Raw genomic sequence first — 25,769 nt, forward strand, 5'->3', positions numbered from 1 at the left:
GGGAAACAGGTAGCCTAGGTGCTTTTTCAACGTCTCATTAATTAGGGTCAGTCCACTTCTTTTGTAGCAGGTGCTTTTTGTTGGGCAAAAAAAAGAAGCATCGCTCACGCAGGCGATGCCCCATCTAGGAAGATAAAGGGAGTAAGGTCTGTTAAACCAGCACATTACAACTAGGGGGGAGTAATGTGCTGATTTCTCTTTTCATGAAAAGAGAACCTGATTCATAGTTTCCCCAATCCCACTTGCTCTAAACGTCTTTCTCGTAAAAAAATTCAAATGCTTCCTGCGCACTATGCGTACCCGCAGAATGGCCTGACGAAAAGGCGATGGTGATGTTGTAGCCACCGGTATGGGCGTGGACGTCCATGACCTCGCCAGCAAAATATAACCCATCCATAAGCTTGGATCTCATCGAGCGCGGATCGATCTCTTTCACGCTCACACCGCCACCTGTAATGAACGCTTCCTCAAGAGAGAGCGTCCCCGTAATGGTGAGTGGAAAAGCTTTGATCAAGCTCGTGAACTTGCTCCACTCTTGTCTTTTCATATGGCTGTAGGTCGTTTCTTCCGAAATTCCTGCCATCGTAAGCAAGAGTGGGATAATCCGTTCGGGGAGGAAGCCTTTGATTGCATTTTTTACGGCCTTTTTTGGTTGCTCCTCAATCAGCTGCCAGCTTTCCGCCATGATTTCCTCGGCGGTTCTGTCAGGCATGAGATCGATCGTCAGAGATAGAGGGACCGCTCCGTATTTTCGTTGCGACACAGAGACATAGTGTCCCATACGCAGGGAGGCGGGGCCTGATATTCCGAAATGAGTGAAGATCATATCGCCTTCTTGGGTGTTGATCTTTTTCCCGTTGGGCGCATACAAGGTCATCGTGATGTCACGCAGCGACAGACCCTGAATTGATTTATCGCGAATAAAAGAGTCATTGGCTGTAAGCGGTACTTCAGTAGGATACAGCTCTGTGATCGTGTGCCCGGCTGCTTTCGCCCATGCATAGCCATCACCTGTAGACCCTGTCTGTGGTACAGAACAACCTCCGACAGCAATAATCAAACAAGGCGCAGTGATTTTCTCACCGGACTGGAGCAGGATGCCACCGACTCTCCCTTCCGAATAGAGAACTTCTTCTACAGCGGCATTTAAATGGATGGTGGCACCTTGGCGCTTCAATAAATCAATCAATGCTTGGGCAACTGTCACTGCTTTATCTGTGACGGGAAACATACGGCCCCGATCCTCTTCTTTTAACGCGACACCCATCTCCTCGAAAAACTGGATAATCTCTCGGTTGCCGAATTGGGTGAGAGCACTGTACATGAAGCGGCCATTTCCCGGCATTTGTTTGATTAATTCATCTTGTTCCTTGGCATTAGTTACATTGCAGCGACCGCCGCCCGATATGATGAGCTTGCGTCCGAGCTTCGAGCCTTTTTCTACGAGACAAACTCTTGCTCCTTGACCAGAAGCAGCAATAGCAGACATCAGCCCAGAGGGGCCGCCGCCTATGATGATAACGTCATAATTGTATTGTGATCGATTCATTTCATTCTCGTCCTTTGTTGTATAGGGTTGGGCAACCACCATTTTACCACAACCTGCCCACCCGACGCGCAATTCTAGCTAAGATAGAGAGGACGAGGCACCTAAAATATCAGGAAACGGCTGCTTTTCTAAGACGTAACGAACGGTGGATGAACTACGAAGGATATTCGTGACAACATATCCTTTGGCAAAATACGACGTGAACAATTCGCGAGTCATTTGTCTCCACAAGGAAGCGACGCTTAAATCCGTTCGTTTTACATCTTGGAAGAAGGCAGGGACAGGGAGCAGTACTATAGGCTCTTCGCGTGTCAAATCGATATCGATGGGATGGGGAATACCATCCTTGATTTCAAAACGCAATAGGTCTGGCGCCTGTTGAAAAGAGGGAGCAGAGCTCTTTCCAGACTGACGCGATTCCACGCGATTGCTTCCGATAAACCATTCCACGAGGAAACGGTCTGTCGGCAGTCCACGATTGAAGTCGTCATCGAGCTGTCCGTAGCAGTTTGGCAAATAAGTTCGAACGATACCTCCCAGCTTGGCGATGTTCAGAACACCGTTTACAGTCTCAAGCGGATCGTACGTCCATGTGATTTTGGTATAGCCCGCTGCTGCTGCTTCTTCTTTTTGCAGCCATTTCATTTGTACGCCCAACCCTTGCTTGCGATACTCTGGCAAAAAGCCGAGCATGTGCGAGCAAAGATGAGATTCTCCGTTGGTGAAACCCGGGAAGCTGTACAAAAAGCCGATCATTTCCTCGTCATCGAATGCCCCTAAAAACAGACCGCCAAACTTTTGCATGGTGAGGGTCATGTGGGAGGGAATAGCAGAAGAAGGTTCCCAGATTTCCCCCTCCATTGCTTCTAATCGCTCAATCTCACTGGATTCGGCCAACTTTCGTAACGTGATTGCCATCTACTTTTTCCTCCTCAAATGATTCGTGTTTTTTCTTCATTCGGGACAAGCGCTTGCATTCCTGCTTGGGAGTAGTTGCGTCTGAATTCTCTCTCGCGGATAATAGAGGAGGTTAATAGGCATGAAACTAGGGTCGAGGAGGATTTTTGGCGATGGAAAATAAATTTCAAATGGAACTGTGGAACCGTTTGACGCAGGCACCAGGAGCGCCTGGCTTCGAAGGTCCGGTACGCGAGATTATGCGGGAATACATAAGCAACTATACGAGTGAACTCATGTACGACAATTTGGGCAGTATTTTTGGCGTTATGCGTGGTGACGAGAACGGTCCGAAAATTATGGTAGCGGGTCACATGGACGAAGTGGGCTTCATGGTCACCCGAATTTCTGATAAAGGATTTATTTCTTTTCAGACGTTGGGAGGCTGGTGGGGGCAGGTCCTGCTCGCGCAGCGTGTACAAATTATTACGGACAATGGACCGGTAGAAGGCGTAATCAGCTCGATCCCGCCGCATGTCTTGAGCGACGATCAGCGCAATCGCCCGATGGATGTACGCAACATGTACATTGATATCGGCGTAGATTCACGTGAGGAAGCAGAACAGGTAGGAATACGGGCTGGCCAGCAAATCGTTCCGGTTTGCCCATTGCAGGTCATGGCCAATCCGCGGCGCATAATGGCTAAAGCATGGGATAATCGCTATGGTTGCAGTTTGGCAGTGGAACTCGCAAAAGAGCTGCACGAAAAACCCGGTCATCCGAATGTCGTCTACGTCGGGGCAACTGTACAAGAAGAATTGTCCGGCCAGCGCGGCGCGAAAACGGCCGCTGCGTCCATCGATCCAGATTTGTTCTTGGCTTTGGATGCGAGTCCAGCCACAGACATACCAGGTGTAAAAGACGATGGCGGCAAGCTCGGCGGTGGACTTTTGATGCGCATCTACGATCCGTTGTACGTCATGCCGGTAGGATTGCGTGAGCTTCTTATCTCCACGTGCGAAGAAGAGAACATTCCGTACCAGATCTATGTGGCAAAAGGCGGGACGGATGCAGGGGTCGTACAGTACCATGGCAAGGGAGTACCGTCTGCCGTTATTGGAATTCCTTCCCGGTACATTCACAGCCATGCTTCCATCATTGATCGCGAGGATTACGAGGCAGCCAAGCGTCTGCTGTTCAGTGTCATTCGCAAGCTGGACCGTGCGACGTGGGAATCCATTTTGCCTAGATAAATGGTCTGGAGAATATCGTCGAGGAAAGAGAAAGCGGAGGAGTGCTTTTGAACGCGATCAAATTGTATACACGGCGTCAGGGCGAAGCTACGTCCTTTGAATTTAATGTATTTGACAATCAATTCGCTACAGAGAATCTGGCAGTGCGCAAGGTGTTGATGGCAATGCTTACAGCTGTTTCTAACAACTTGACCGACCTGGAAGTGGAGTACAACGACAGCATACTGGTGGAAAAGGTCGGGGCGAAGCGTGCCGGTGAACTGCTTCGTTTTCTCGGGGCAACAAAAGAGAACATGCGGGAAAATCTGAGTAACGGTGTAGTCGTCAGCCGGATCTTTCAAGCGCCTTTTACACAGGAGCGCTATGAATACTTCTACAACTTGACGGACATCGCACAGCTGTCACACTATCGCTTAAAAGAGGACAAAGAAGATCGCATCGTGTTTTATTTCACACGCTATCTCCAACTGATTGCGCCTGATGAAAAGTCTCGCCAAGCATTTTTGGACAAACTTGAAGCATTTTCCTTGCCGTACAGTCTCGTACCGATTCGTAACTGAAACGAAAAAAGTCATTTTGCCCTTGCATGAAGGCGCAAAATGACTTTTTTTATTGATTACCTGAGGGTTAGGTGGAAGGACGATTTGGCCCCTCCAGTTTTTTGTCTCCATAGCCCGGTGCATCGTTTTGAACGCTTTTGGGCTGGCGATTGCGCTCGTCTGATCGATTTTGCTGTACAGAGGAATCCTTGCTTTGCTTGGTCATATAACTACCCCTTTCTCAGAGCCATGGCTGCCAAGGCGAATTTGTTTTTTGGCGAATGCGGGAGGATACATGGTCCTCCAGTTGGATGAATAGGGAGGTGAGCGGCACTCGCCTAAGCATTTCCATTTGCTTTTCGGGGTGATGCTGTGTGTGTTCCTCTGTGTTCATGTGGCCCCTTCCTTTCTACGATTTTTTGAGGGTGAGTCAAGTACAGCGTTTTTGTGGCGAGGAATCGCATAAAGGGCAAACAGACCAAGAATGGCCGCCAAAAACAACGTAATCACTCCATAGCCGATCCACGGATAATTGCTGCCGACTCCTCCTAGCTTTTCAACCATCGCTCCACCCAATCCTGTCCCAAGAGCCGTTCCAAGACCAGATACGAAATTGGCAAAGCCAAAGTACGCCCCCAGCCATTCTTCCTTTGCGAAATGAGTGACGAGACTGTCCAGCATCGGCATAAAAAGCATTTCACCCAATATGAAAAGGATCGCAGCCCCGCACAGTGTGAGAAAGTGGTTCGCCCATCCCATGAGTGTAAGCCCTGCCCCCAACAAGATCGTTCCCATCGCTACAGACAGGTACGGATTGATGCGCTGTAGAACAAAACGTGAGATAACCCCTTGTAAGACGACGACACTGAGGGAGTTGATCGTCCAAAGGAGGCCAATCATCGTAGCGGAATGCAGGACATGCTCTCCTCGCAGCGGCAGGATCATGGCGAATTGAGCGTAAAGCGCCCAGATTAAGAGCGAGATCCCGGAAAAAAGCAGAAAGCTGCGATGGGTCAAGATGTGACGATACTCCTTGATCGGCGTTTGCTTGCAATCTGTTCCCACACACCGATCATCGGGAAGGATGAAGCGAGAAAAAACAGCAAGTGCTCCGTACACAAAGGCAGCTACGAGAAACGGGTGTTTCCCACCGGCAGTCATCCACGTAATGACCAGGCCTGCGACAATGATCCCGCTATGAGCAAGTATCCCTCTCCACGAGAAGGCAGCAGTTCTTTGGCTCTCATCCACTTCATCTGCGATCATGGCTTTAATGGTAGGAGCGAGCAGACCTAGACCCAAGCCGTTGACAGCGGAGAATAACAAGAAGAAACCATAGGAATGGCTGAAGTGATAGCCTGCCATGGCACATCCTTGAAGGAATGCCCCAAAGGCTAGGATAGAGCGTTTGCCCCAGCGATCTGACATCAAGCCGCCTGCCAAGCTTCCGATTTGGTATGTGATGCTTCCCGCTGCCAAAATGATGCCGACTTGGGAGAGAGAAAGAACCCGTACCTTTTGCAAAAAGACTGGGAAGACGGGAATGACCAGATAAGAGGCCATGTGCATGAAAAAGACGACTATCAGTAACAGCAAATAAGGTTTGTTGCGTAACAGTGATCCAGTAGAGGCTGTCATGTTCGTCTCCTCTTTGATTCATTCCTCTCTAGTATGAGTGGAAAAGGTTTGTCACTATGCAAAGAAAAAATAGGCCACCACACAAAATCGATATGAAGGCAGGCAAGTGTCCAATCCAACAAGCGTGGAACCACATATACCTATAGGGAAAGGTACCATGGGCGGTAGGGAATGGTGCGAGGAGCGCGGAAGGATGAAGGGGGGATCTGACGTGAGAGGATTTGGTTTCTTCAACGAGGAAGGTTTCGAAGTGATCATCTGGATCATCGTGATCGTTTTTCTCCTCGTTATATTTTTTGACGAAGGGATAGATTAAGATGAGCGCATATCGGCCGGTTCGGCAATTGAATGACTATTACAAATCAAACGACGGTTTCAAGAAATGGATTCGTGCCAATGAGCAATGGTTCAAGCAAAATCCAGAGGTGTTTAATCAGATGCTGCGCAATCCGAAAATGGTCAACTTGTTTACGGATCTCATGATCATGAACTCACCGCGCATTGAAAAGAAACTGAAGAAATGGAGAAGGAACCAACGCTGACCGATCCGGCATGCTGCCAAATATAGCATGCCGCTTTTTTATTTGGAACGCTGACGAGTCCTGTTATAAAACCGGGATGACGAGCGTAGGGATAAGCATATGTAGCTTGTTCGAAGAAAGGATGAAGCAGTACATGGCACAAGTCATTTTGACGTTTTTCGTGGCTTATGGCATTGTGGTTGGCGGTGCTCTTTCAGGTGGGGTGGGCGCATTTCTCACAGAAAAGCCTCCGCTGTTATCCATGGCCCAATTGGCTGACCAGCTCAAAATATGGGGATTGGTTGGAGCATTGGGTGGAACCTTTGATTCGTTTTTGCAGATCGAAAAAATACTGATGGGAAATTTGACACCTGTCTTTAAACAGCTTGTGATGATCGTCGTTGCATTCTTGGGTGCCCATATCGGAACGATTTGTGTGCATTGGCTGGTACAGGTGCGCTCATGAAGGTGACTCTTTGGAAACGTTACCTCGCTCTTTTGCTCATGGGGTGCGTGTTGGGCGGAAGCGTGATTATATTTACATACGGACGCGAAATGGAACAGATGATGCTGATCAAAAAAAGCTTGGAGCTGCAAAACAAAAAACTGTACGAGGAGAATCTGGAGCTGAAGCAAAATCAGCGGGTCTATCGCAAAAAGCAAGAGACCGTTATCGAAGACGTACGCGCTTCTGTACTCACTGCGGATCAGAAGCAGCCGCTTCATGCCACCATTGTGGTACAAGTAGTCGATCGCGTAGAAAAGGATCTCGCTTCGTTAAAAGGGAAGAAGGTTGAGCAGGTTGCGGAGGTCCATCAGGTCTTGCATGAAATGCTGCGACGCCGCGAATACATTTTGTCTGATCGAACGACAGTGGAGGTACGAATCAAAACGGTGGTAATCAGTAGAACGCTGCATGTGTTCGTGACAGCGGACGTTATACCTGATGATGTTTGGCAAAAGATTGCGCGAAACTTTCTATTTCTTCCGCCGTATATTTCAATATAGAATATCTGATAGCCAGATTATGTAGGTCTGGGTCGGTATAAAGGAGAGGCGAACGCATGTCCATGTTCAAAAAATTGTTGGCTAGTGTAGGTATTGGCTCTGCGCAAGTAGATGCACGTCTTGAGCAGGATTCACTCATTCCCGGAGATATGGTCAGAGGTGAGGTCCATATCAAGGGAGGAGATGTGGCCCAGGAAATCGACGAAATCTACATGTATGTCGTCACACACTATGAAAGAGAAATCAACGACTCCAAGACGAAGGAAGAATGCACACTTGTAAAATATCGTCTGTCTGAGCGGGTACAATTGAAACCGAAAGAAGAAACCGTTCTGCCATTCGCTTTTCAATTGCCTTATGAGACTCCATTGACGATGGGGCGCCAACCTGTTTACTTGCGGACAGGTCTCGATATTAAAAATGCGATTGACCCGGGGGATTCCGATTTCATCGAGGTTCGCCCACATCCGTTAATGTCCAAAGTGTTGGATGCTGTTCAACAAATCGGATTCCAGCTGTATAAGGTAGACTGCGAATACAATCGCCACCTAGGTCGCAATCATCCGTTTGTACAGGAATTTGAATTCCGTCCGACTGGGCCATACCGCAGCCAATTGGAGGAACTCGAAGTAGTCTTCTACCTTCGCGATGGCGAATTGGAAGTTTTATTGGAACTGGATAAACGTGCGCGAGGCTTTATGGGATCTTTTGAAGAAGCGTTTAATCTCGATGAACGCTATATCCGTTTCCGCTTAACGAATGCAGATGTGAACAAACATACGCATGTCATTGCAGAAGCGATTGAAGCACTTATGAAGCAGCAGCTTCGCTAGAGAATGATACAAAAAAGGCCTGACGGAGTGAAAATGACCACTCTGTCAGCCTTTTTTTTATGGAGGTTCTTACTCATCCCCAACCCCTATTGTACACAACTTTCTTTTTAATTTTTTGATTTGCATGTATAGGGCTGGATTTTTCTGACAATACTGTGAGCATGAAGAATCCAGAGGAGGATATTATTATGAATTTGTTAGAAAAAACGAGAAAAATTAATGTGATGCTTCAAAAAACAATGGGTGGCAGTGGAGTAGCCTTCCAAGATCTCGCAAGGCTTTTATCTGAAGTGATTTCTGCAAATGTTTACATCATTACTGCAGATGGCTCGATACTTGGAAGTGGAATGAATCAGGAGATTTCCCTGCAAGAAGACGGTCGTTCTTCCACGCAGCTGCAGGAAGGTGTACATCAAAAGCTGCTAGAAGTTACACAAACCTTAGCGAACGAGCCGAGTACGAGTCCGTACAGCCTGGTTCCAAAAGAGTTGAATTCGGTCTTCCCGCAAATGATGACGACGATTGTTCCTATCAATGCAGGGGGAAGCCGTCTTGGCACACTCGTCCTACTGCGTGCCTACGGTCAGTTTGAAACAGAGGATCTGATTTTGGGTGAGATCGGTGCTACCGTGATCGGCATGAAAATCGTTCGTCAGCGCACAGAACAGATTGAAAATGAAGTGCGCGACAAAACATTTGCCAAAATCGCACTCTCTTCATTGTCCTACAGTGAACAGATCGCGATTGAAAAAATTATGGAGCAATTGGATGCACGCGAAGGTTTGCTGGTAGCTAGTCAGCTGGCAGATCAAGCAGGTCTGACACGTTCTGTCATCGTGAATGCTCTTCGCAAGCTGGCAAGTGCCGGTGTGCTGGAATCCCGTTCGTTAGGGATGAAGGGTACATATATCAAAGTGCTGAACGACAAGTTCCCATCTGAATTGGCGAAATGGAAAACCTCATAATTGACATGTTCTACGAAAGGAGCTCTCCCTGTACTAGGGAGAGCTTTTGTTTATGAATCAACGAGTATAGCAGAATAGATAAAACGTTCATGATTTAGCGATTGAATAAATGATTTTCTTCCCTTTATAATGTCCACAAAGGTTGAAACTTCAAAAAAATCAAAATTTAAAGTTCATACTTCAAAATCGAATGGAGGGTCTAAGAATGAAGGTGATTATTGGTGGGATTGCGCATGAAACAAACACGTTTTCCAATGTGCCCACAACGCTTGAGATGTTTCAAAGCTATGAGTGGGATTATCATGAAACGATTGTGAATCGCAATCGGGGCGTTCGCAACTTTCCGGGAGGGATGGTGGACCGCGCCGAAGAGCTGGGCATCGAGCTACTGCCGACCTTTTGCACGTTCACGTATCCAGCAGGGACGATTTTGAGAGAAGCGTATGACCGGATTAAAAAGGAGCTTCTTGACACTATTGCCGCGACAGAAGGAGCAGATGCCATTTGTCTAGGGCTTCACGGAGCAGGGGTCGTAGAAGGAATGGATGACCTGGAAGGTGACCTTCTGGCGTCAGTGCGTCAGTTGGTCGGTTATGAGATTCCCTTAATTGTTACGCTCGACCTCCACGCAAACATGACACAAAAAATGGTGGATGAAGCCGATGCGCTCCTGGGTGTCCATCTCTACCCGCACGTGGATTGCTATGAACGTGGAATCGAAGCGATCGATGTGGCATACAAGATGGTTACAGAAGGTATGAAGCCGACCATGCATTTGACCAGACTCCCATTATTGATTCCGACATCAGCTACTCATCATTCCCCGGCACGCGAAATAAACGAAGCCTGCTGGGCGTGGGAAAAGGAAGAAGGCGTCATCGACTGTGCGTTCTTCCACGGATTTCCGTATACGGACATTCCTGAGCTGGGCGTTTCTGTTTTGAGCGTTACAAATAACGATCAGGAGCTCGCCAAAAAAGTGAGCGAGGATGTCGCCAGTCTGATTTGGGAAAAGCGGGATGAATTCGAGCTGAACATGCCCGCGCCTGCCGAGGGAATTGCGATGGCATTGGAAACGGAAGGGATGCCCATTGTAATCAATGAGACCTCAGATAATCCAGGCGGAGGCACGCCCGGAGACGGAACGCATTTACTGCGGGCCATGCTGGAAGCCCAGCTGACAAATGCCTGCTTTGGTTTTATTTACGATCCCGAAGTGGTCCAGATTGCCCATCAGGCTGGAGTAGGCGCTACTATACAGCTATCCCTTGGTGGAAAGACAGATTACTTGCATGGAGAAACACTTGAAGTAACAGCCTACGTCAAAGCTTTGACAGATGGAAAATTTATTGCGACGACGCCGATGGGGCAAGGCGGTCATGAGAATTTTGGTAAGTCCGTTCGCTTGCAAATTGAAGGGGTTGATGTACTGGTTTGCTCCGTGAAATCGCAAGTGCTGGATGAGCAAATTTTTCAGTTGCACGGGATTGACGTAACCAAATACAAGATCGTGGCCTTGAAATCAAGCACACATTTCCGGGCATCATTCGAACCGATCAGCGCACGCGTCATTACCGTTGATTCGCCGGGATTGACAACGCTCAACTTCCGCTTCTTTAAATACGAGCGCGCCATTCGTCCGATTTATCCGTTAGACCCAGCCACAGAGTGGAACCTACATCAATTGACAAGGAAGTAGATGATCATGGAATCCGTACAGGAGCGCATCCGCAAGCATTACCCGGAATTGACCAACCAACAAAAACTCGCAGCCAAATACATTCTCGCCGAGCCGAAGACCGTTGCACTGCAACCAGCCAAAGTTGTCGGGACTTTGAGCGGCACAAGCGAAACGACGATCATCCGACTATCTTACGCTCTCGCCTACTCCGGGTACAGCGAATTGCAAAACGAGATTCGCAGCTCCTTATTGGAAAAAGTCCCAAAAGCTGATGCCATCCACAGTTTTCGTACAGCGGCTGTGGAGATGAAGGGGAAACAAGACCTGATTTCTTATAACATGGAGCAGGATGTTGCGTATATTCGGCAAACGTTAGGGGAGCTACAAAAGGACCAACTTTTGCAAGCGGTTTCAAGTGTTATGGCAGCCAAACACATTCTCGTCGTAGGGTTTCGCAGCTCCTATGCTCCGGCCCATTGGCTCGCCTTTACACTGAATGTAGTCAGAGGAAACGCGCATCTGTACAATGGGCCAGTTGATGACGTCAACTATCTGTTGACCCAGATCAATCAGGAGTGGCTCGTGATCGCACTCTCCTTCCCCCGCTATACGAGTGAAACCATCCTATTTGCAAAAGCAGCCAAAGAGAGAGGCGCCAAAATCATCGGGATTACAGATGATGAGCTATCTCCGATTGGGCCGGTAGCCGACCAAATTTTGAAAGTAAGCGCACCTGCTCCTACTGCCTTAAAAGGAATGACGGCGATCTTTTCCATGCTGAATATTTTGATCAGTGGTGTGGTTCAGGCTGATGGCGAACAGGTACAACAAAGACTGGAAGAATACGAAGAGACAAGTCGACAAATATACCCGTTTGTAGAAGGAACAGAAGTGTAAAGGTAATTGAAAAGGGGGATGGGACATGAAGATTCACACATGGAAGCAAGGGGCCTTGAGTGTATTTGTGGCAACGGCGTTGATTGCAGGCTGCTCCTCACAGCCGACCAATCAAACGGGGAATGACACATCGGCCAAAGGTAACACATTAGTCATCGCTTCCTTGACGGACCCAGACTCGCTTGATATGCACAAAACGAGCTGGCTGAGCATGGAAAACAGTTTAATATACGAGCCTCTATTGACCCGCGATGCAACAGGCAAACTCCATCCGCGTTTGGCAGAGAAGTATGAAATCTCGCAGGACGGCAAGGTTTGGACATTTACCCTCCGCAAAGATGTCCGCTATCACTCTGGCGATCCAATGACGGCAGCATCCGTAAAAGATTCATTTGACCGTTTGCTTGCCATTTCGCCTGTGAAGGGGCTTACAGGTCCGATTGAAAAAGTGGAAGCAACAGACGAGCATACGCTCAAGGTGCATTTTAGCCAACCGTTTGCCCCTTTTGTTAACGTCATTGTCGGTGGATTAGTCTCGCCTCTTGACGCCAAAAAGGCAAAAGAATTAGGGGATGGCTTCGCAGATAATCCATCTGCAACGGGGCCGATTATCTTCGACAAACGCGAGCGGGGTGCTTCGCTCACCTATAAGAAAAATCCTGATTATAACTGGGGACCAGAATATGCTACCAACAAAGGCCCTCTCCAAATCGACAGCATTGTGTTCCGGTTTATGAAAGACGACGATACGCGGCTGATGGAATTCAAAAAGGGTACGGTACATGTGTTGTATGATGCGCCGCCGAATTCAGTTGCGGAGCTTGAGACACTGCCCGGAGTCAAGATTGAGAAAGCGATGGACGTTGGAAACAAATACATCGCTTTTAACAATAAGCACCCGCTGTTTTCAGATGTCCGTCTGCGCAAAGCAGTGGCCCTCTCCGTAGATCGCGATCCACTTGTTCAGGTAGCGTTGAATGGATTCGGCAAGCCAGTCTATGGTCCATTGGCACCCACGATTTATGGCTACAGTGAAGCGATTGAGAGTAAGGCGAAGCAGTTGTATACAAGAGATTTAGGCAAAGCCAAGCAGTTGCTTGCGGAAGCAGGCTGGACGGATAGTAATGGGGATGGCATCGTAGATAAGGACGGAAAACCGTTGTCTGTAGAAATGCTCGTCTCTCAAGAGCCAGCATTTCAGCGAGCGGTGCAGATTTTGCAGAGCCAGCTGAAAGAAGCAGGTATTGATATGAAAATCAGCGTGCAAGAAATGACAACCATCAAAGAGCGCATTTCGAAAAAGTCGTATGACATGGCTTTGATGTACTACGGTTGGTTTGATGCTGATATTTTGTACCTCATCTTTGAAAAGAGCAATTCAACAAGCCGTACTCATTACACCAACCCTGAGTTGGATGTTTTACTGAACAAAGGACGTTTGGAAATGAATGAGCAGGCGCGCCTCAAGATTTACGAAGATGCACAAGAGATTTTGTTAAATGATTTGCCGTGGGTCCCTTTATGGGTAAGTGAGACGGTGATAGCAACGCGCGGCGTTAAAGGCTTTACGATCAATCCGTACACGCAAGGTATTACGTTGCATGATGTCATGCTCGAAAAATAGACAACTGAGGTGAGGGCATGCGCCGTTATGTAGTAAAAAGATTACTTTCTCTGGTAGGTACACTGTTTGGCGTTTCCGTCCTGATATTCTTGATGGTGCACCTCATACCGGGCGATCCCGCAACACAGATACTTGGACAGTTTGCAACACAAGAGGCCATCAGTCAATTGAGAGCGGCGCTAGGTCTGGATCAACCACTGTGGCAGCAATACATGCGATTTGCTGGAAACCTGTTCGCTGGCGATTTGGGAACATCGTTATTCACTGGCGAAAAGGTATGGGATCAGATTATGAACCGTTTCCCGATCACCATGCAGCTTGCCATCCTTAGTGTGATCATTGCCGCAATATTCGGTATCTTGTTGGGCACGATTGCTGCCGTCAAACAAAACACCATCATCGATCGACTTGTGGTGCTTACCTCTTTACTCGGTATTTCAGCACCCGGGTTCTGGATTGCCTTGTTTCTCATTTGGATTTTTGCTTACAAGCTGGCCTTGTTTCCGATTTCCGGCTATGAGGGGATTCACTCCTTGCTGCTGCCAGCGATCACCTTAGGTATGGCGGAAGCGGGGATGATCGCCCGTATGACCCGATCCAGCATGCTGGAAGTCATCAAACAGGATTACATGCGGACAGCCGAGGCCAAGGGGGCGGCGCTTTTCCGAATCATATTGAGCCACGGTCTGCCGAACGCCATTATTCCTGTTGTCACGATGTTAGGCTTACAGTTCGGTTCGCTCATGGCTGGAGCTGTGGTGGTGGAAACCGTGTTTTCTTTGCAAGGGATCGGCAGCCTGGCGATTGAGGCGATCAGTAAAAGAGATATGCCGACCATACAAGGCATGGTGTTTTTCATGGCGTTGATTTTTGCCTTAACCAATTTGATCGTGGATCTCATTTACAGCCGGATTGATCCGCGAATCCATTTCGACTAAGGAAGGAGCAGATGGATGGTGAACAGTAATCGTCCGGAGTCGTATTGGGGAGGGATGGGCAAACGGCTGAGACGCAATAAGACAGCAATGGCGGGTGTGATTATTCTGATCGTCTTCACACTGGGATCGCTTCTTGCTCCAGTCATTGCCCCTCATCCTGTCGAGCAAATGAACTTTAACAGCCGATTAAGCGCTCCGAGTACGACTTATCTTCTCGGAACGGATGATTTTGGCAGAGATATTTTTTCCCGTTTATTACACGGGGGGCGGATTTCCTTGCTGATGGGTTTGATAACGGTTGTGCTTTCTACCTTGATCGGTGTAACGCTTGGTATTATCGCTGGCTATTATCGTCGCGTGGATCTGTTTATCATGCAGGGTATGGATATTCTCATGTCACTTCCTGCTCTGCTTCTGGCGATCGCTGTCATTGCGGTCTTGGGTCCCGGTTTAACGAATGCCATGATTGCGGTAGTGATTGCCGTTATTCCGTCTTATGTGCGGGTCGTTCGCTCTGCAGTCTTATCCATAAGGGAAAAAGAATACATTGAGGCTGTTCGCTCTCTGGGGATCAGAGACTGGCAGATTTTACTGAAGCATATTTTGCCAAATATTCTTTCCCCGATCATCGTGCTTTCCACCATTCAATTCGGTGTGAGTATTTTGGCGCAGCTGCCTTGAGCTTTCTCGGACTGGGTGCGCAACCGCCGATGCCAGAGTGGGGAGCCATGGTTTTTGTCGGCAAGGCATTCTTGAGTCAGGCCTGGTGGATGTCCATTTTTCCTGGATTGGCCATTATGCTGGTTGTCCTTGGCTTCAATCTGTTAGGTGACGGATTACGGGATGCATTCGACCCGAAAACGAGGTAATGGATGAAGGGGGCACAAGCTGATGAAAGAGGTACTCTTGGAAGTAATTGATTTACGCCTGCAGTTTAAGACGGATAAGGGCGAGCTGCCAGCGCTGCAAGGCATTTCTTTTCAACTAAAAAAAGGTGAGACGGTCGCGCTGGTAGGCGAGTCTGGTTGTGGAAAAAGCGTGACGTCCTTGGCGATCATGGGGCTCTTGTCACGGGTGAATGCGCAGATGGAGGGAAGCATTCGGTTTCGAGATACCTTATTGAACAAGTTGAGTGCCAGTGAACTTCGTAACATTCGCGGAAAAGATATCGCGATGATTTTTCAGGAACCGATGACGTCACTCAATCCGGTCCATACGATCGGACGACAGCTGGAGGAAGTGTATCAGCTGCATACCAATTTATCGAAAAAGGAACGCCAAGCAAAAGCGATAGAGATGCTCAAAAAAGTGGGCGTACCGAGGGCAGAAGACATCATGCGGGAATACCCCCATCAGCTATCAGGTGGGATGAAGCAGCGTGTCATGATTGCGATGGCGATGGCTTGCAACCCGGATTTATTGATCGCGGACGAGCCGACGACCGCACTGGATGTGACCATTCAAGCGCAAATTTTGGAACTGATGAACGATTTGAAGGAGAACGATCATACCTCCCTGCTGCTCATTACGCATGACTTGGGAGTGGTGGCTGAAATGGCTGATCGTGTACTTGTGATGTACTACGGGGAGATCGTAGAGGAAGCTGACGTTGCCAGTCTGTTTTCGAATCCGAAGCATCCCTATACGATTGGACTTTTACGCTGCATCCCCGATCTGGATGAGGAGGAGAAGCTACGCCTCGATCCGATTGAAGGCAGTGTCCCGCTACTGGGTGAAGTGACACAAGGGTGTGCATTCCGCTTTCGCTGCTCGCAGGCCGAAGAGCGATGTTACAAAGAAAAACCGCCGCTTAAGGCAACGGGCACAGGCACACAGGCCGTTCGATGCTGGCTGTACGAGAACAAGGAGATGGCGGTATGAGGGATATCTTGTTATCGGTAAACGATTTAAAGACGTATTTTCCCATTAGCAAAGGAATGTTTCGCAATAGCGACGAAGTGATCAAGGCAGTCGATGGGATTTCTTTCCAGTTGCGAAAAGGCGAAACGCTTGGGTTGGTAGGCGAAAGCGGTTGTGGCAAGTCCACGACTGGTCGCAGCATCATGCGGCTCATTGAGCCAACGGGTGGAACGATTGAATTTGAGGGGCAAAACATTTCGGATATGTCGGCTACACGTTTTCGTCCACTCCGCAAACGAATGCAAATCGTGTTTCAGGACCCGTATGCGTCGTTAAATCCACGCATGACCGTGCAAGGGGCTTTGGAGGAAGCATTAGGTGTCAAAGATCCGCAAATGTCTGCGAAAGAAAGGCGCGATCAAGTAAAAGAACTGCTTCAGATGGTCGGACTGAACGCTCAATACGCTACTCGCTTCCCCCATGAGTTTAGCGGGGGGCAGCGGCAGCGGATCGGGATCGCTCGAGCACTGGCGGTAGAACCTTCATTGATCGTAGCAGATGAGCCGGTTTCAGCACTCGATGTCTCCATTCAGGCGCAGATCGTGAATCTTTTGCAGGATTTGCAGCAACGTCTAGGCTTGAGCTATCTGTTTATTTCACACGATCTAGGTGTCGTTCGCCACATCAGCGACCGAATTGCGGTCATGTATCTTGGAAGAATCGTCGAAATCGCCAGCAAAAAGGATTTGTTTGCGCGACCGTTGCATCCGTACACGGAAGCGCTCATGTCAGCGGTTCCCAAAGCCAACCCGTTTCGGAAAAAGGAGAGAATCGTTCTTTCCGGGGATGTTCCCTCTCCAGCGAATGTTCCAGTTGGATGTGCGTTTCATACCAGGTGCTCCTATGCTACGGATGTTTGCCGCACAGTGCGTCCTATCGCTACACTTGCTTCGCCACAGCATTATGTTGCTTGTCATTTATATGGAACAGAAGGGATGAAGTACATTGAAAATCGAACGAATTGAATTGCAGCAACTGCACATGCCACTTCGTTTCCGTTTTGAAACGAGCTTTGGATATACGACCATCAAGGAACTCATTTTGGTCAGTGTGTATGGAGAGGGAGAGGTAGGGCACGCGGAAAGTGTGGCGATGTCTGCGCCTTATTATAGTGAAGAAACAACAGAGACGGCATGGCACATGATGGAACGGTTTATGATACCGAAGCTGTTCACGAGTGAAATCGAGACCCCGGAGGATGTGGATCGGCTGTTTGCCCCCATTCGCCGCAATAACATGGCGAAGGCGGCTTTGGAAGGCGCGATCTGGGATCTCTACAGCAAGCAGAAAGGAATCTCTCTCGCCAAAGCATTAGGAGGCGAGAAATCTGTCATCGATGTAGGGATCAGCATCGGTATTGAACCGACTGTCGATCAAGTTTTGGCAAAAGTAGAGCGCCATCTCGGTGAGGGCTATAAGAAGATTAAGGTAAAGATCAAGCCTGGCTTTGACGTAGAGGTAATTCGAGCGATCCGCGAACGATTTGGCGAGGGTGTCCCGCTGATGGCGGATGCGAACTCCGCTTACACGATGGAGCACTTGGATGTGATGAAGGAACTGGATCAATATGGGCTGATGATGATCGAACAACCACTCGCCCATGATGACATTATTGATCATGCCAAGCTGCAAAGGGAGCTGTCCACTCCAATTTGTCTCGATGAAAGTATTCACAATGTGGATGATGCCAGAAAAGCGATAGAGCTAGGTAGCTGCGGCATTATTAATATCAAGGTGGGGAGGGTCGGTGGATTAACAGAGTCCAAACGCATTCACGACTTATGTCAGGCACACGACATTCCGGTTTGGTGCGGAGGCATGATTGAGTCAGGTGTCGGCCGCGCGCACAATATTGCGATTACCTCTTTGCCGAATTTTACAATCCCAGGTGATACAGCCGCCTCCAGTCGTTACTGGGAGGAAGACATCGTGGAGAATGGAGTAGAGCTGATGGCTCCCGGCCAATTGGCAGTGCCAGATACCCCGGGCATCGGTTATACCCTGAACCAAAAGGCGATCGGCAATTATGTGATTCGTACGGCAAACTTCCGGCCTTAACAAAAATGAAAAGGGGAGAGGGAGCATGGCGGATTGGATTCAATCATTTGAGGAATACGCGCAAAAGCTGCTAGCAGAGGCAAAAGTAACAGGAACAGCGGTCGGATTGGCAGAGCAAGGAGAGCTGAGGTATTTCCATGGCTTCGGTTTGGCAGACAACACAGAGGATGCAAAAGCATTGACCCCTGATACGGTGTTTGGCATTGGTTCTGTTACCAAGTCCTTTACATGCGTGGCCATTATGCAGCTTCAAGACGCAGGAAAGCTATCCGTTCATGATCCGGTCATCAAATATCTCCCGGAGCTACGGACGCCTAATGAAGCTTATACTCGCGAGATGACCATTTATCATCTAATGACACATACTGCCGGCTTTCCCCCTTTGGATACATTAGTGGGTGCAATGAAAAGAAGTATTGTGGAGGGAGAAGACGTCAAGTCCTTTAGCTCCGGTCTTGAGTTTGATCTCGATAAAGCGGAAGAGATCAACACAAAAGAAGAATTCATGGCCTACTTTGGCAAGCTGGATTACGAGTTTCTAGGTGCGCCTGGAACGGAGTTTAGCTACTCCAACGACAGTTATGCCATGCTCGGTCTGATTATTGAACGAGTGAGCGGGATATCTTACGAGCAGTTTGTGCAGGATCATATTTTGGTGCCTGCTGGGATGAAGAACAGTGCATTTCTCGTTGAAGATTTGCCAGAGGATGCAGAGGTGGCTACGCTATTCACCCGAAAAAGCCCAAAGGATGGCGGTGAGGTATACCGTTCCCCTTCCTGGTGGGATTCACCATCGATGCGCTCTGCTGGTTTTCTGAAATCGACGATTCACGATCTATTGCGCTATACTGAAATATTCAGAACGGGTGGATTGGTGGGTGAGAATCGTTTGCTCTCACCTGAGAGCGTGCAGGCCATGACGGCTCCTCATTTCTCGATTTCGCCGTTTCAGGCATATGGCTATGGATTGTTTGTAGCCAATTGTCATGATGGAACACTCATTGAGCACGGTGGAGCGATCAAGGGAGTTGCGGCACAAATTTTTGTTTTGCCGGAGCGGGGCCTGACAGGAGCTATATTGATGAACACAGATGGCGGGCCAATGGCAGATTTGATGCACGGTATTTTGAATGTGACCAACGGACGTTCTACGGATACGGTACCGTTCCAATATCCGGATTATGAGCTGGCTGTCGAAGCACTCCCTGCATTTACAGGTGAGTATCGCTCTTCCGAAGGAGCGATCGTATCGGTTGAAATCGAAGAAAATGAGCTGGTAGCAAAGAGTAACGGAACGAACATTCCGCTACGATCAGTGGGAGAAGATAGCTTCGTCATGAAACGTGGAGAAACCGACATGTTTATCCGCTTTGTACGAGATGAGGGAGTAGTCACACGGATGAGCTTTGGTGCTCGTCAGCTGGTAAAGGTCTTTACTGAAAAAGAACAAACCGTATAAATAGCAAAACGCGTACCTGCAAGAGCTCATACTTGCGAGGTGCGCGTTGTTTCTATTATATAGAACTGATTTAAGAAGAGAGGGTAGCGGGAAGCTGTTGCTCCTCCCTAACAAGTCGCTTCCAGTTCGGATGCTGCTCCATTTTCCGGAACGAGCGGAAAAAGAACAGGCTAAGGCTGATACTTACAAAGATGATACCGCCAAAGAATAATAGAAGCCCCGGTGTTGCGATGTTTTTGGCGAGAAGAAAGGAGCACAGTGCATAGCTGACTGGCCCGAAGCCGACGGACATCAAGGAAAGCAATGACATGACACGACCGAGCATGTTAGCCGGGACGATACTTTGAATGTAAGTGATAAAAGGAATATTCGTCATACTGAGTGCCATTCCGATGAGAAAATGAGAGACAAGTCCAAAGGAAAGCTCCTCAATGAAATAATACGAGCTGATTCCAACTCCCATACATCCGAGAATGACAGGGAGTAACATAAATTTTCCACGGAATCCTTTAAACAATGCAGTCAAAATACCGCCGACAATCATGCCCACTCCAAGTGAGGTACTGAGTGAACTAAAAGCACTCCCGTCCCATCCGAGGTCATTTACATGAATGGGAATGATCATGTTAACTGGGCCGGAGAACATCATGTTGGTGAACAGTGATGTTGTTAAAATAAGTGCGAGGATCGGGATTGAATACGTAAAACGAATTCCTCCCACGATATCTTTGAAATAGGAGCTTGCCCGTGATTCTGTTGTAGACTCTGAAGTCGTATCTTTGGTGGATGAGTGTGAATGGAGAGAGAGTACAAAGAGTGTTCCTACGAAGAAGGTGCATGCCAAGATCATAAACATGATCGGATAACTAACGGTTCCAATTAATAAGGCAGTAACTACCGGTCCGGCAACCATGCTAATCTGATGGCATAGTTCCATTAAGCTGTTAGCTGGTGCAAGTTGTTCTCGAGAGACAAGAGAGGGCAGAATCGAGCTGCGTGCTGGCCAAAAAAATGCATCGACTGTTCCGAATAAAGCTGCCATGACGTACAGGCTCACTGGGAACCATTCGCTATTTCCTTGAAGCATAAGCAAACTGAAACAGGCTAAAATAATTCCCCTAACCAAAAGGGAGGAAAACATAATCCATTTTCGATTCAAACGATCAGCAGCCACCCCGCCCGCCAGCATAAAGAGAAGACGGGGGATGGACAGACAAATCAAAGTCGTGCCCAGGATTGCTCCTGAGCCCATGGCATTCACGATATACCAGTTGAGCAGGATGAAGAAAGCTCCGTCAGCCATTGCCGAAAATAAAGTGCCGCTCCATAACCGCACAAACGATCCATTTTTCCACAGGGAATTATTTGTCGCCAGAGTGCTCATCTCCATTTTCCTCCTTCTTTTTCTTCACGACAATCTTGCTGGTGTAATGCTTGAATTCAGACTGTTGGTGCTCATAGTTATCTGGCAAGGAATCGTCTTCTGCGACGAAGTAACGTTCATTCGTCATGAACCCGACCGTGACCATGTAAAAGTTTTCAGCCGTATCCTCCACTTCTCCAGCAGCAATCCTCTCTAAGTAGCGATCTTCCATTTCGGATAGCTCCTCAAGTAAAGCCTTATATTTAGTGAGCCAAGCAAATATTTCTTTTCGAGGTGCCCTCACTTCGGAGCTCGCTGCAATGGCAGGAGGACGATCCTCTTGATCCGAAAAGAGCATGAATGACTCGTCAGGTGCGTTATACAGGCGATTAATACTGGAGCGCAGGTGATTTATCATCGTTTCCTGCAACAGGATACTGTCTTCGCGCAGGGAGGGCAGCAAATCATCACTAACCTTGAAGTCATAAGCAACAGCCCGATAAAACTTTTGTACGATCCCGTTCTTTTCTTCCGTACGCACGACTTCAACGAAGCCGTGGCTTTCCAATTCCTTCAGGTGATAATGCACTTTAGAGGGAGAAAGGGAGAGAAGGGTCGCGAGCTGCTTGCCTGTGTATTCCTCCTTGACCAGCATTGTGATGATCTGTAGGCGCAAGGAGTCGCTGACAGCTTTTAATTGATCCAAAGTTTCCACAACTACGTATCGTTTCAAGTCGATCAACCTCGTTTCACTGAACGTGAATGTTTTCTTGTTTTTAGACGTTCAGATTTATTTGAACGTATTGTAACAACAAAACGATCTGTTCCGCAAGATCAATTTGCGCTTATTTTTCGACAAATGCTACAATATTGAAAACGGTGAGAGGATGCATTCCTGTGGCGATCTTGCAACATCCGGTCTTTCGTCGTTTGTATACGGCCCATTTTGTACACATCATCGGAAATGAATTTACATTTATTGCGGTCGTTGGACTTTTACATGATTTAAGTGGATCGGGTCTTTCTTTTGCGGCAGGTACTGTATTTCGCATGATCCCTTATGTATTTGCCAGCTTTTTCGCAGGGACGCTTGTGGAGAATTGGGATAAACGGCGGGTCATGATTGTCGTCAATTTGCTTCGCGGCATTCTCGTCAGTTTGTTTTTCTTCATCACATCTGCGACCTACTTATGGGTGGCTTTTTTGTTATTGATCCTGGTCAATATTTGCAGTGCTTTTTTCCAACCAGCCATGCAAGTAGCGATCGTACAATCCGTGGAGGAAAAGGATAGGCTGGCTGCCAATTCCCTTTTGCAGGGGACGACTTCGTTTCTCATTATTGTTTGTCAGGGTGTGGCAGCAGTTTTGGTTTACTTGTTCTCCTACCGTTACAACTTTTTGCTCGATGCCGCCTGTTATTTGATGTCGCTGTTCATCTTGCTTCCGCTCCCGCATATCGCCAACCATGTTGTATTGAAAGCGGTTGTACCTTTTATGGAAAGGCTAAAAGAGGGCTTCCGTTATATCGGCAAACATCGGGAAATTGGCAGTGTGATCGGCTATCAGATGGCGGAACGGGTATGTGGCGCCTATTACATTATGCTGATGTACTATGTTCTTACGGAGCGGGGAGAGGGCTTGTATGTATTCGGACTCCTGGATATTCCGCTGGGCCTCGGGGGTGTGATCGCGGGGATTGCCGTGAATAAGCTGTCTGATCGCCTGAGTGATAAGGGAACGTGGCGTGTCCAAGGCTGGGCACTCGTTGCGATGGGCTGCTCGATTATAGCGGTGTTTCATACGAAACCACTACTTGGACTGGCAATCGCCATCCTCTTTGCTTCAACGGCTCAGTTTAGCTCATCGATATTGTCTGTGACGAAGCTTCAGCGACTGTCTGATCCTGCTTATTTAGCTCGCGTTTTTTCTATTCGGGAAATGGCGACGATGGGAAGCTTTTCTGTGAGCTGCTTGATTCTCGGATTCAGTGCGGAGCAGGTCGGCAGCGCCGCTGTCTCCGTGTGGCTTGGTTTCTTTGGGGTTGCAGCAGGACTTCTGTGGCTTTGGAGCCGTCGTAAGTTGCAAAAGATCGCAGACATACAGTAAGACTCAGGGTAGATTCCTCTGCTTATTTGGAGCGGAGGCTCTTTTTTATAAAAAATGAAACTTTTCGATTTAATAAATATAATTATTGAAAAAGTATGAATCTAATTATACAATGAATGGAAAAAAAGAGAAGAAGGAAGATGCAGCATGAAGGAATTATGGCGGCAGCGTTCATTTCGCTGGTATTGGCTGGGGATGTTCTTATCTGGTCTGGGGGATCAGTTTGGCTGGATGGGCTTGACGTGGTTTGTCATGAATAAAACAGGCTCACCTGCTGCGATGGGTGGGGTTGTTCTTGCGTATATGCTCCCTGCTGTTTTTGCTGGTTTAGTGGCGGGGGTTTTGCTGGATCGGTTTGATCGACGCAAGCTCATCATGATGGACAATGTGGCGCGAGGACTCATTTTTATAACGTTGGTCGCATTATTGCAGATCGATCAAGTTCCGCTATTTGTGATATACGTACTGATTGTGATTGCAGGAATCCTTTCTCCGCTGAGCACAGCTGGGGCACAGACTTTGTTGCCGAGAATTGTCTCGGACAAGAATCAATTGGTCAAAGCGAATGGCGTGATGGAAACGCAATGGCAAATTGTTTATATGTTTGGACCGGCACTCGCGGGTGTTTTAATCGGGCTGATTGGTGAAGCTTATGTTTTGTTGATCGATGCGGCCAGCTTTTTTGTATGTGCCTTCTGTTTCTCCCGGTTGCCGAGTGAGCTTACGAAAAGTGCGAATCCTACTGCGGTTGTAAAAGGTCAAATGGGAGTGTTCTTACGTTCTCTCTTGAGTGACATGCGGACAGGGTATCACTACATATTTGGACGCAAGCAATTGATTATTCTTATCTTTTTTACATTTTTATTTAACATGTCGTACGGTCCCATTGAAATTGCACTACCCCTGTATGCGAATCAGGATTTGGCAGGTGGATCTGTTGCATTAGGGATGTTGTGGTCTTCTTTGGCAGTCGGGGCATTACTAGGCTCTCTCTTTTTCTCGACGGTTACGTGGAAACTTCCGTTGGGGTCGACACTAGCAGGGATTATCGTGGCGTGGGGATTGACCACATTGCCGATCGCATTATTCTCGAGGTTGGAGATCGCGATGGCTTCGATGGTTGTGGCGGGCTTTTGCTTTGCTCCTTATAACATCATGTACAGAAGCTATCTGCAAAAGCAGGTGCCAGATGCTCTCTTGGGGCGGGTATTGACCAGTGTTCGGACGATTACGGGGACAGGAATGCCGGCAGGAGCGGCTGTCTCTGGCTTCCTCATACCCTTCTTGGGCGTTCAAGGGATCATTGGAGCCGGAGCAGCCGTATGTATCATTTTCGGTCTCCTAGCATTCGGGGCATTGAAAAACTTGGAAGATTCCTCCTCACTTCCGATTGAGGAGAGGTGAGACGAGGTGTTTTAGCCACTGAGGCAATAGGAAGTAAATGCGGGAGAGCGCATGCAGACGAAATGGCATGGCAACCTCCGAACGCTTTGCTTCCGCTGCTCGATAAATGGCCCTTGCCGTTTGTTCCGGTGTCAATAAATACCGACTCACTTTGCTGCGATAGCTACCCGTTTTGTCTGCCTTATCCAAAAAGGGTGTGTCGATCGGCCCTGGCATCGCACACGTCACAGCAATTCCAGTGCCTTGCAGTTCGTGGCGCAATCCTTCACTAAAGCGGATGACAGCTGCTTTGCTGGCTGCATACACCGCAGCTTTGGCAGTTGCGACCTGTCCGGCAAGTGAGGCAACTGTGATAATATGACCTTGCTTTTGTTGAAGCATCATCGGCAAAAAGGCACGGGTCGTGTAGAGAACACCGGAAATATTTGTTCGGAGTGTTTCTTCCAGCTCTTCTACGCGCATTTCGATCAGCGGTTCAAAGACGGCCATCCCGGCATTGTTGTAAAGAAAATCGCAACGCTCGAAACGGATGTGCACCCATGCAGCGAACTGCCGAATGTCTTCGTTGCTGCTGACGTCTAACGGGTAATGATGGAGATGATTGGGATAAGCGTTTTGTAACAAAACGAGTTCCTCGGTGATAGATCTGCGACTTGTGGCAATAACACAATCACCATTTTCTAAATGAAGTCGAGTCAAAGCTAGACCAAGGCCACCAGAAGCCCCGGTGATGACGACAATACGGGGAGTCGACATGTCACCACTTCTTTCTTGTGTAGAGTTTTGATTTCCACTGTGAATGGCAAAGTATAAGCCCCCTAGTTGTTGTGAAGGCTAGCCTCTAGGGGGTGAATGCACATGCCAGCAGTAAAATGTTCTGTAGCAAACTGTGAGTACTGGGCGCAGGGCAACCTTTGCAACGCCGAAGAGATCATGGTAGAGATTGACGCTCACGCTACCGTAAACCTGAAAGAAGAATTCGCAGGCGAGTACGGTCAAAACACGCAGCATCAGGATCAGGCAAAGACATCGTCTGAGACCTGTTGTCTGACGTTCAAGCCGAAGACATCAGCGAAGAAATAGCGCTGTCTCGGCGCAAAAAGGACGTATCCCAAA

Annotated in this window: 25 protein-coding genes and 1 pseudogene; 19 read left to right on the forward strand and 7 right to left on the reverse strand. The window is 48.2% G+C overall.

Annotation, left to right across the window (positions count from 1 at the left end; translation table 11 throughout):
• Positions 1 to 247 precede the first annotated feature (247 nt).
• Entirely contained in the window at positions 248 to 1,549 is a 1,302-nt protein-coding gene (locus ACQ5DJ_RS27610) for an NAD(P)/FAD-dependent oxidoreductase (protein ID WP_429845235.1), read from the reverse strand.
• A gap of 78 nt (positions 1,550 to 1,627) precedes the next feature.
• Positions 1,628 to 2,467, reverse strand: a complete 840-nt coding sequence (locus tag ACQ5DJ_RS27615; RefSeq protein ID WP_429845236.1) for a GNAT family N-acetyltransferase — start codon at positions 2,465 to 2,467, stop codon at positions 1,628 to 1,630.
• Between the two features lie 152 nt (positions 2,468 to 2,619).
• Here ACQ5DJ_RS27615 and ACQ5DJ_RS27620 point away from each other — a divergent pair, with 152 nt between their 5' ends.
• A complete protein-coding gene (locus ACQ5DJ_RS27620) occupies positions 2,620 to 3,699 on the forward strand; it encodes a M42 family metallopeptidase (RefSeq protein ID WP_429845237.1) in 1,080 nt (359 codons plus the stop codon).
• A 41-nt stretch (positions 3,700 to 3,740) separates the two neighbouring features.
• Positions 3,741 to 4,259, forward strand: coding sequence for a hypothetical protein (locus ACQ5DJ_RS27625; RefSeq protein WP_429845238.1), 519 nt, complete (start codon positions 3,741 to 3,743; stop codon positions 4,257 to 4,259).
• Between the two features lie 67 nt (positions 4,260 to 4,326).
• Here ACQ5DJ_RS27625 and ACQ5DJ_RS27630 read toward each other — a convergent pair whose 3' ends face one another.
• Positions 4,327 to 4,464: a hypothetical protein gene (locus tag ACQ5DJ_RS27630; RefSeq protein WP_429845239.1), complete on the reverse strand. Its 138-nt coding sequence runs from the start codon at positions 4,462 to 4,464 to the stop codon at positions 4,327 to 4,329.
• Positions 4,465 to 4,628: 164 nt separating this feature from the next.
• Positions 4,629 to 5,876: an MFS transporter gene (locus ACQ5DJ_RS27635; protein ID WP_429845240.1), complete on the reverse strand. Its 1,248-nt coding sequence runs from the start codon at positions 5,874 to 5,876 to the stop codon at positions 4,629 to 4,631.
• Between the two features lie 317 nt (positions 5,877 to 6,193).
• Between ACQ5DJ_RS27635 and ACQ5DJ_RS27640 the strand changes: the two genes are divergently transcribed.
• The 14 genes and pseudogenes from ACQ5DJ_RS27640 (at position 6,194) to ACQ5DJ_RS27705 (ending at position 19,780) form a co-directional block, all read left to right on the forward strand.
• Positions 6,194 to 6,418: a hypothetical protein gene (locus ACQ5DJ_RS27640; RefSeq protein WP_144613582.1), complete on the forward strand. Its 225-nt coding sequence runs from the start codon at positions 6,194 to 6,196 to the stop codon at positions 6,416 to 6,418.
• Positions 6,419 to 6,551: 133 nt separating this feature from the next.
• Positions 6,552 to 6,863, forward strand: coding sequence for a YtrH family sporulation protein (locus tag ACQ5DJ_RS27645; protein ID WP_007720892.1), 312 nt, complete (start codon positions 6,552 to 6,554; stop codon positions 6,861 to 6,863).
• Positions 6,860 to 7,405, forward strand: coding sequence for a hypothetical protein (locus ACQ5DJ_RS27650; protein ID WP_429845241.1), 546 nt, complete (start codon positions 6,860 to 6,862; stop codon positions 7,403 to 7,405). The genes ACQ5DJ_RS27645 and ACQ5DJ_RS27650 overlap by 4 nt, the downstream gene beginning before the upstream one ends.
• Before the next feature lie 56 nt (positions 7,406 to 7,461).
• Entirely contained in the window at positions 7,462 to 8,238 is a 777-nt protein-coding gene (locus ACQ5DJ_RS27655; RefSeq protein WP_429845242.1) for a sporulation protein, read from the forward strand.
• Between the two features lie 188 nt (positions 8,239 to 8,426).
• Positions 8,427 to 9,203 (forward strand): GTP-sensing pleiotropic transcriptional regulator CodY, encoded by a 777-nt coding sequence (gene codY, locus ACQ5DJ_RS27660; RefSeq protein WP_429845243.1) that lies wholly within the window; start codon positions 8,427 to 8,429, stop codon positions 9,201 to 9,203.
• Positions 9,204 to 9,408: 205 nt separating this feature from the next.
• Positions 9,409 to 10,902: a M81 family metallopeptidase gene (locus ACQ5DJ_RS27665; RefSeq protein ID WP_429845244.1), complete on the forward strand. Its 1,494-nt coding sequence runs from the start codon at positions 9,409 to 9,411 to the stop codon at positions 10,900 to 10,902.
• The gene (locus tag ACQ5DJ_RS27670; protein ID WP_429845245.1) at positions 10,903 to 11,781 is read left to right on the forward strand and encodes a MurR/RpiR family transcriptional regulator; all 879 of its coding nucleotides are present in this window, start codon (positions 10,903 to 10,905) and stop codon (positions 11,779 to 11,781) included.
• 25 nt (positions 11,782 to 11,806) lie between these two features.
• On the forward strand, positions 11,807 to 13,405 hold the full coding sequence (locus ACQ5DJ_RS27675; RefSeq protein ID WP_429845246.1) for an ABC transporter substrate-binding protein: 1,599 nt from the start codon (positions 11,807 to 11,809) through the stop codon (positions 13,403 to 13,405).
• Between the two features lie 17 nt (positions 13,406 to 13,422).
• Positions 13,423 to 14,343 carry an ABC transporter permease gene (locus tag ACQ5DJ_RS27680; RefSeq protein WP_429845247.1) on the forward strand — a complete coding sequence of 307 codons (921 nt, stop codon included), beginning with the start codon at positions 13,423 to 13,425 and terminating at the stop codon, positions 14,341 to 14,343.
• A gap of 15 nt (positions 14,344 to 14,358) precedes the next feature.
• Positions 14,359 to 15,212 (forward strand): annotated as a pseudogene (locus ACQ5DJ_RS27685) (ABC transporter permease).
• 22 nt (positions 15,213 to 15,234) lie between these two features.
• Entirely contained in the window at positions 15,235 to 16,224 is a 990-nt protein-coding gene (locus ACQ5DJ_RS27690) for an ABC transporter ATP-binding protein (protein WP_429845248.1), read from the forward strand.
• Positions 16,221 to 17,228, forward strand: coding sequence for an ABC transporter ATP-binding protein (locus ACQ5DJ_RS27695; protein ID WP_429845249.1), 1,008 nt, complete (start codon positions 16,221 to 16,223; stop codon positions 17,226 to 17,228). Before ACQ5DJ_RS27690 ends, ACQ5DJ_RS27695 begins: the two co-directional genes overlap by 4 nt.
• Positions 17,209 to 18,321, forward strand: coding sequence for an o-succinylbenzoate synthase (gene menC / locus ACQ5DJ_RS27700; RefSeq protein WP_429845250.1), 1,113 nt, complete (start codon positions 17,209 to 17,211; stop codon positions 18,319 to 18,321). The genes ACQ5DJ_RS27695 and menC overlap by 20 nt, the downstream gene beginning before the upstream one ends.
• A 25-nt stretch (positions 18,322 to 18,346) precedes the next feature.
• Positions 18,347 to 19,780, forward strand: coding sequence for a serine hydrolase domain-containing protein (locus tag ACQ5DJ_RS27705; RefSeq protein ID WP_429845251.1), 1,434 nt, complete (start codon positions 18,347 to 18,349; stop codon positions 19,778 to 19,780).
• 70 nt (positions 19,781 to 19,850) lie between these two features.
• Here ACQ5DJ_RS27705 and ACQ5DJ_RS27710 read toward each other — a convergent pair whose 3' ends face one another.
• Positions 19,851 to 21,170 carry an MFS transporter gene (locus ACQ5DJ_RS27710; RefSeq protein WP_429845252.1) on the reverse strand — a complete coding sequence of 440 codons (1,320 nt, stop codon included), beginning with the start codon at positions 21,168 to 21,170 and terminating at the stop codon, positions 19,851 to 19,853.
• Positions 21,142 to 21,876: an ArsR/SmtB family transcription factor gene (locus ACQ5DJ_RS27715; protein WP_429845253.1), complete on the reverse strand. Its 735-nt coding sequence runs from the start codon at positions 21,874 to 21,876 to the stop codon at positions 21,142 to 21,144. Before ACQ5DJ_RS27715 ends, ACQ5DJ_RS27710 begins: the two co-directional genes overlap by 29 nt.
• Positions 21,877 to 22,040: 164 nt before the next feature.
• On the opposite strand from ACQ5DJ_RS27715, the gene ACQ5DJ_RS27720 reads away from it, so the two are divergent.
• Together ACQ5DJ_RS27720 and ACQ5DJ_RS27725 are read left to right on the forward strand one after the other, a co-directional pair.
• Positions 22,041 to 23,249, forward strand: coding sequence for an MFS transporter (locus tag ACQ5DJ_RS27720; RefSeq protein ID WP_429845254.1), 1,209 nt, complete (start codon positions 22,041 to 22,043; stop codon positions 23,247 to 23,249).
• Positions 23,250 to 23,396: 147 nt separating this feature from the next.
• Positions 23,397 to 24,653: an MFS transporter gene (locus ACQ5DJ_RS27725; RefSeq protein WP_429845255.1), complete on the forward strand. Its 1,257-nt coding sequence runs from the start codon at positions 23,397 to 23,399 to the stop codon at positions 24,651 to 24,653.
• Here ACQ5DJ_RS27725 and ACQ5DJ_RS27730 read toward each other — a convergent pair.
• Complete coding sequence (locus ACQ5DJ_RS27730) at positions 24,630 to 25,409, reverse strand: SDR family NAD(P)-dependent oxidoreductase (RefSeq protein WP_429845256.1); 780 nt, start codon at positions 25,407 to 25,409, stop codon at positions 24,630 to 24,632. The genes ACQ5DJ_RS27725 and ACQ5DJ_RS27730 overlap by 24 nt on opposite strands.
• A gap of 102 nt (positions 25,410 to 25,511) precedes the next feature.
• Between ACQ5DJ_RS27730 and ACQ5DJ_RS27735 the strand changes: the two genes are divergently transcribed.
• On the forward strand, positions 25,512 to 25,736 hold the full coding sequence (locus ACQ5DJ_RS27735; RefSeq protein ID WP_144613616.1) for a DUF1540 domain-containing protein: 225 nt from the start codon (positions 25,512 to 25,514) through the stop codon (positions 25,734 to 25,736).
• The last annotated feature ends 33 nt before the right edge of the window (positions 25,737 to 25,769 follow it).

This window comes from Brevibacillus sp. FIR094 (genome assembly GCF_050477165.1).
In the GTDB taxonomy this organism is placed as follows: domain Bacteria; phylum Bacillota; class Bacilli; order Brevibacillales; family Brevibacillaceae; genus Brevibacillus.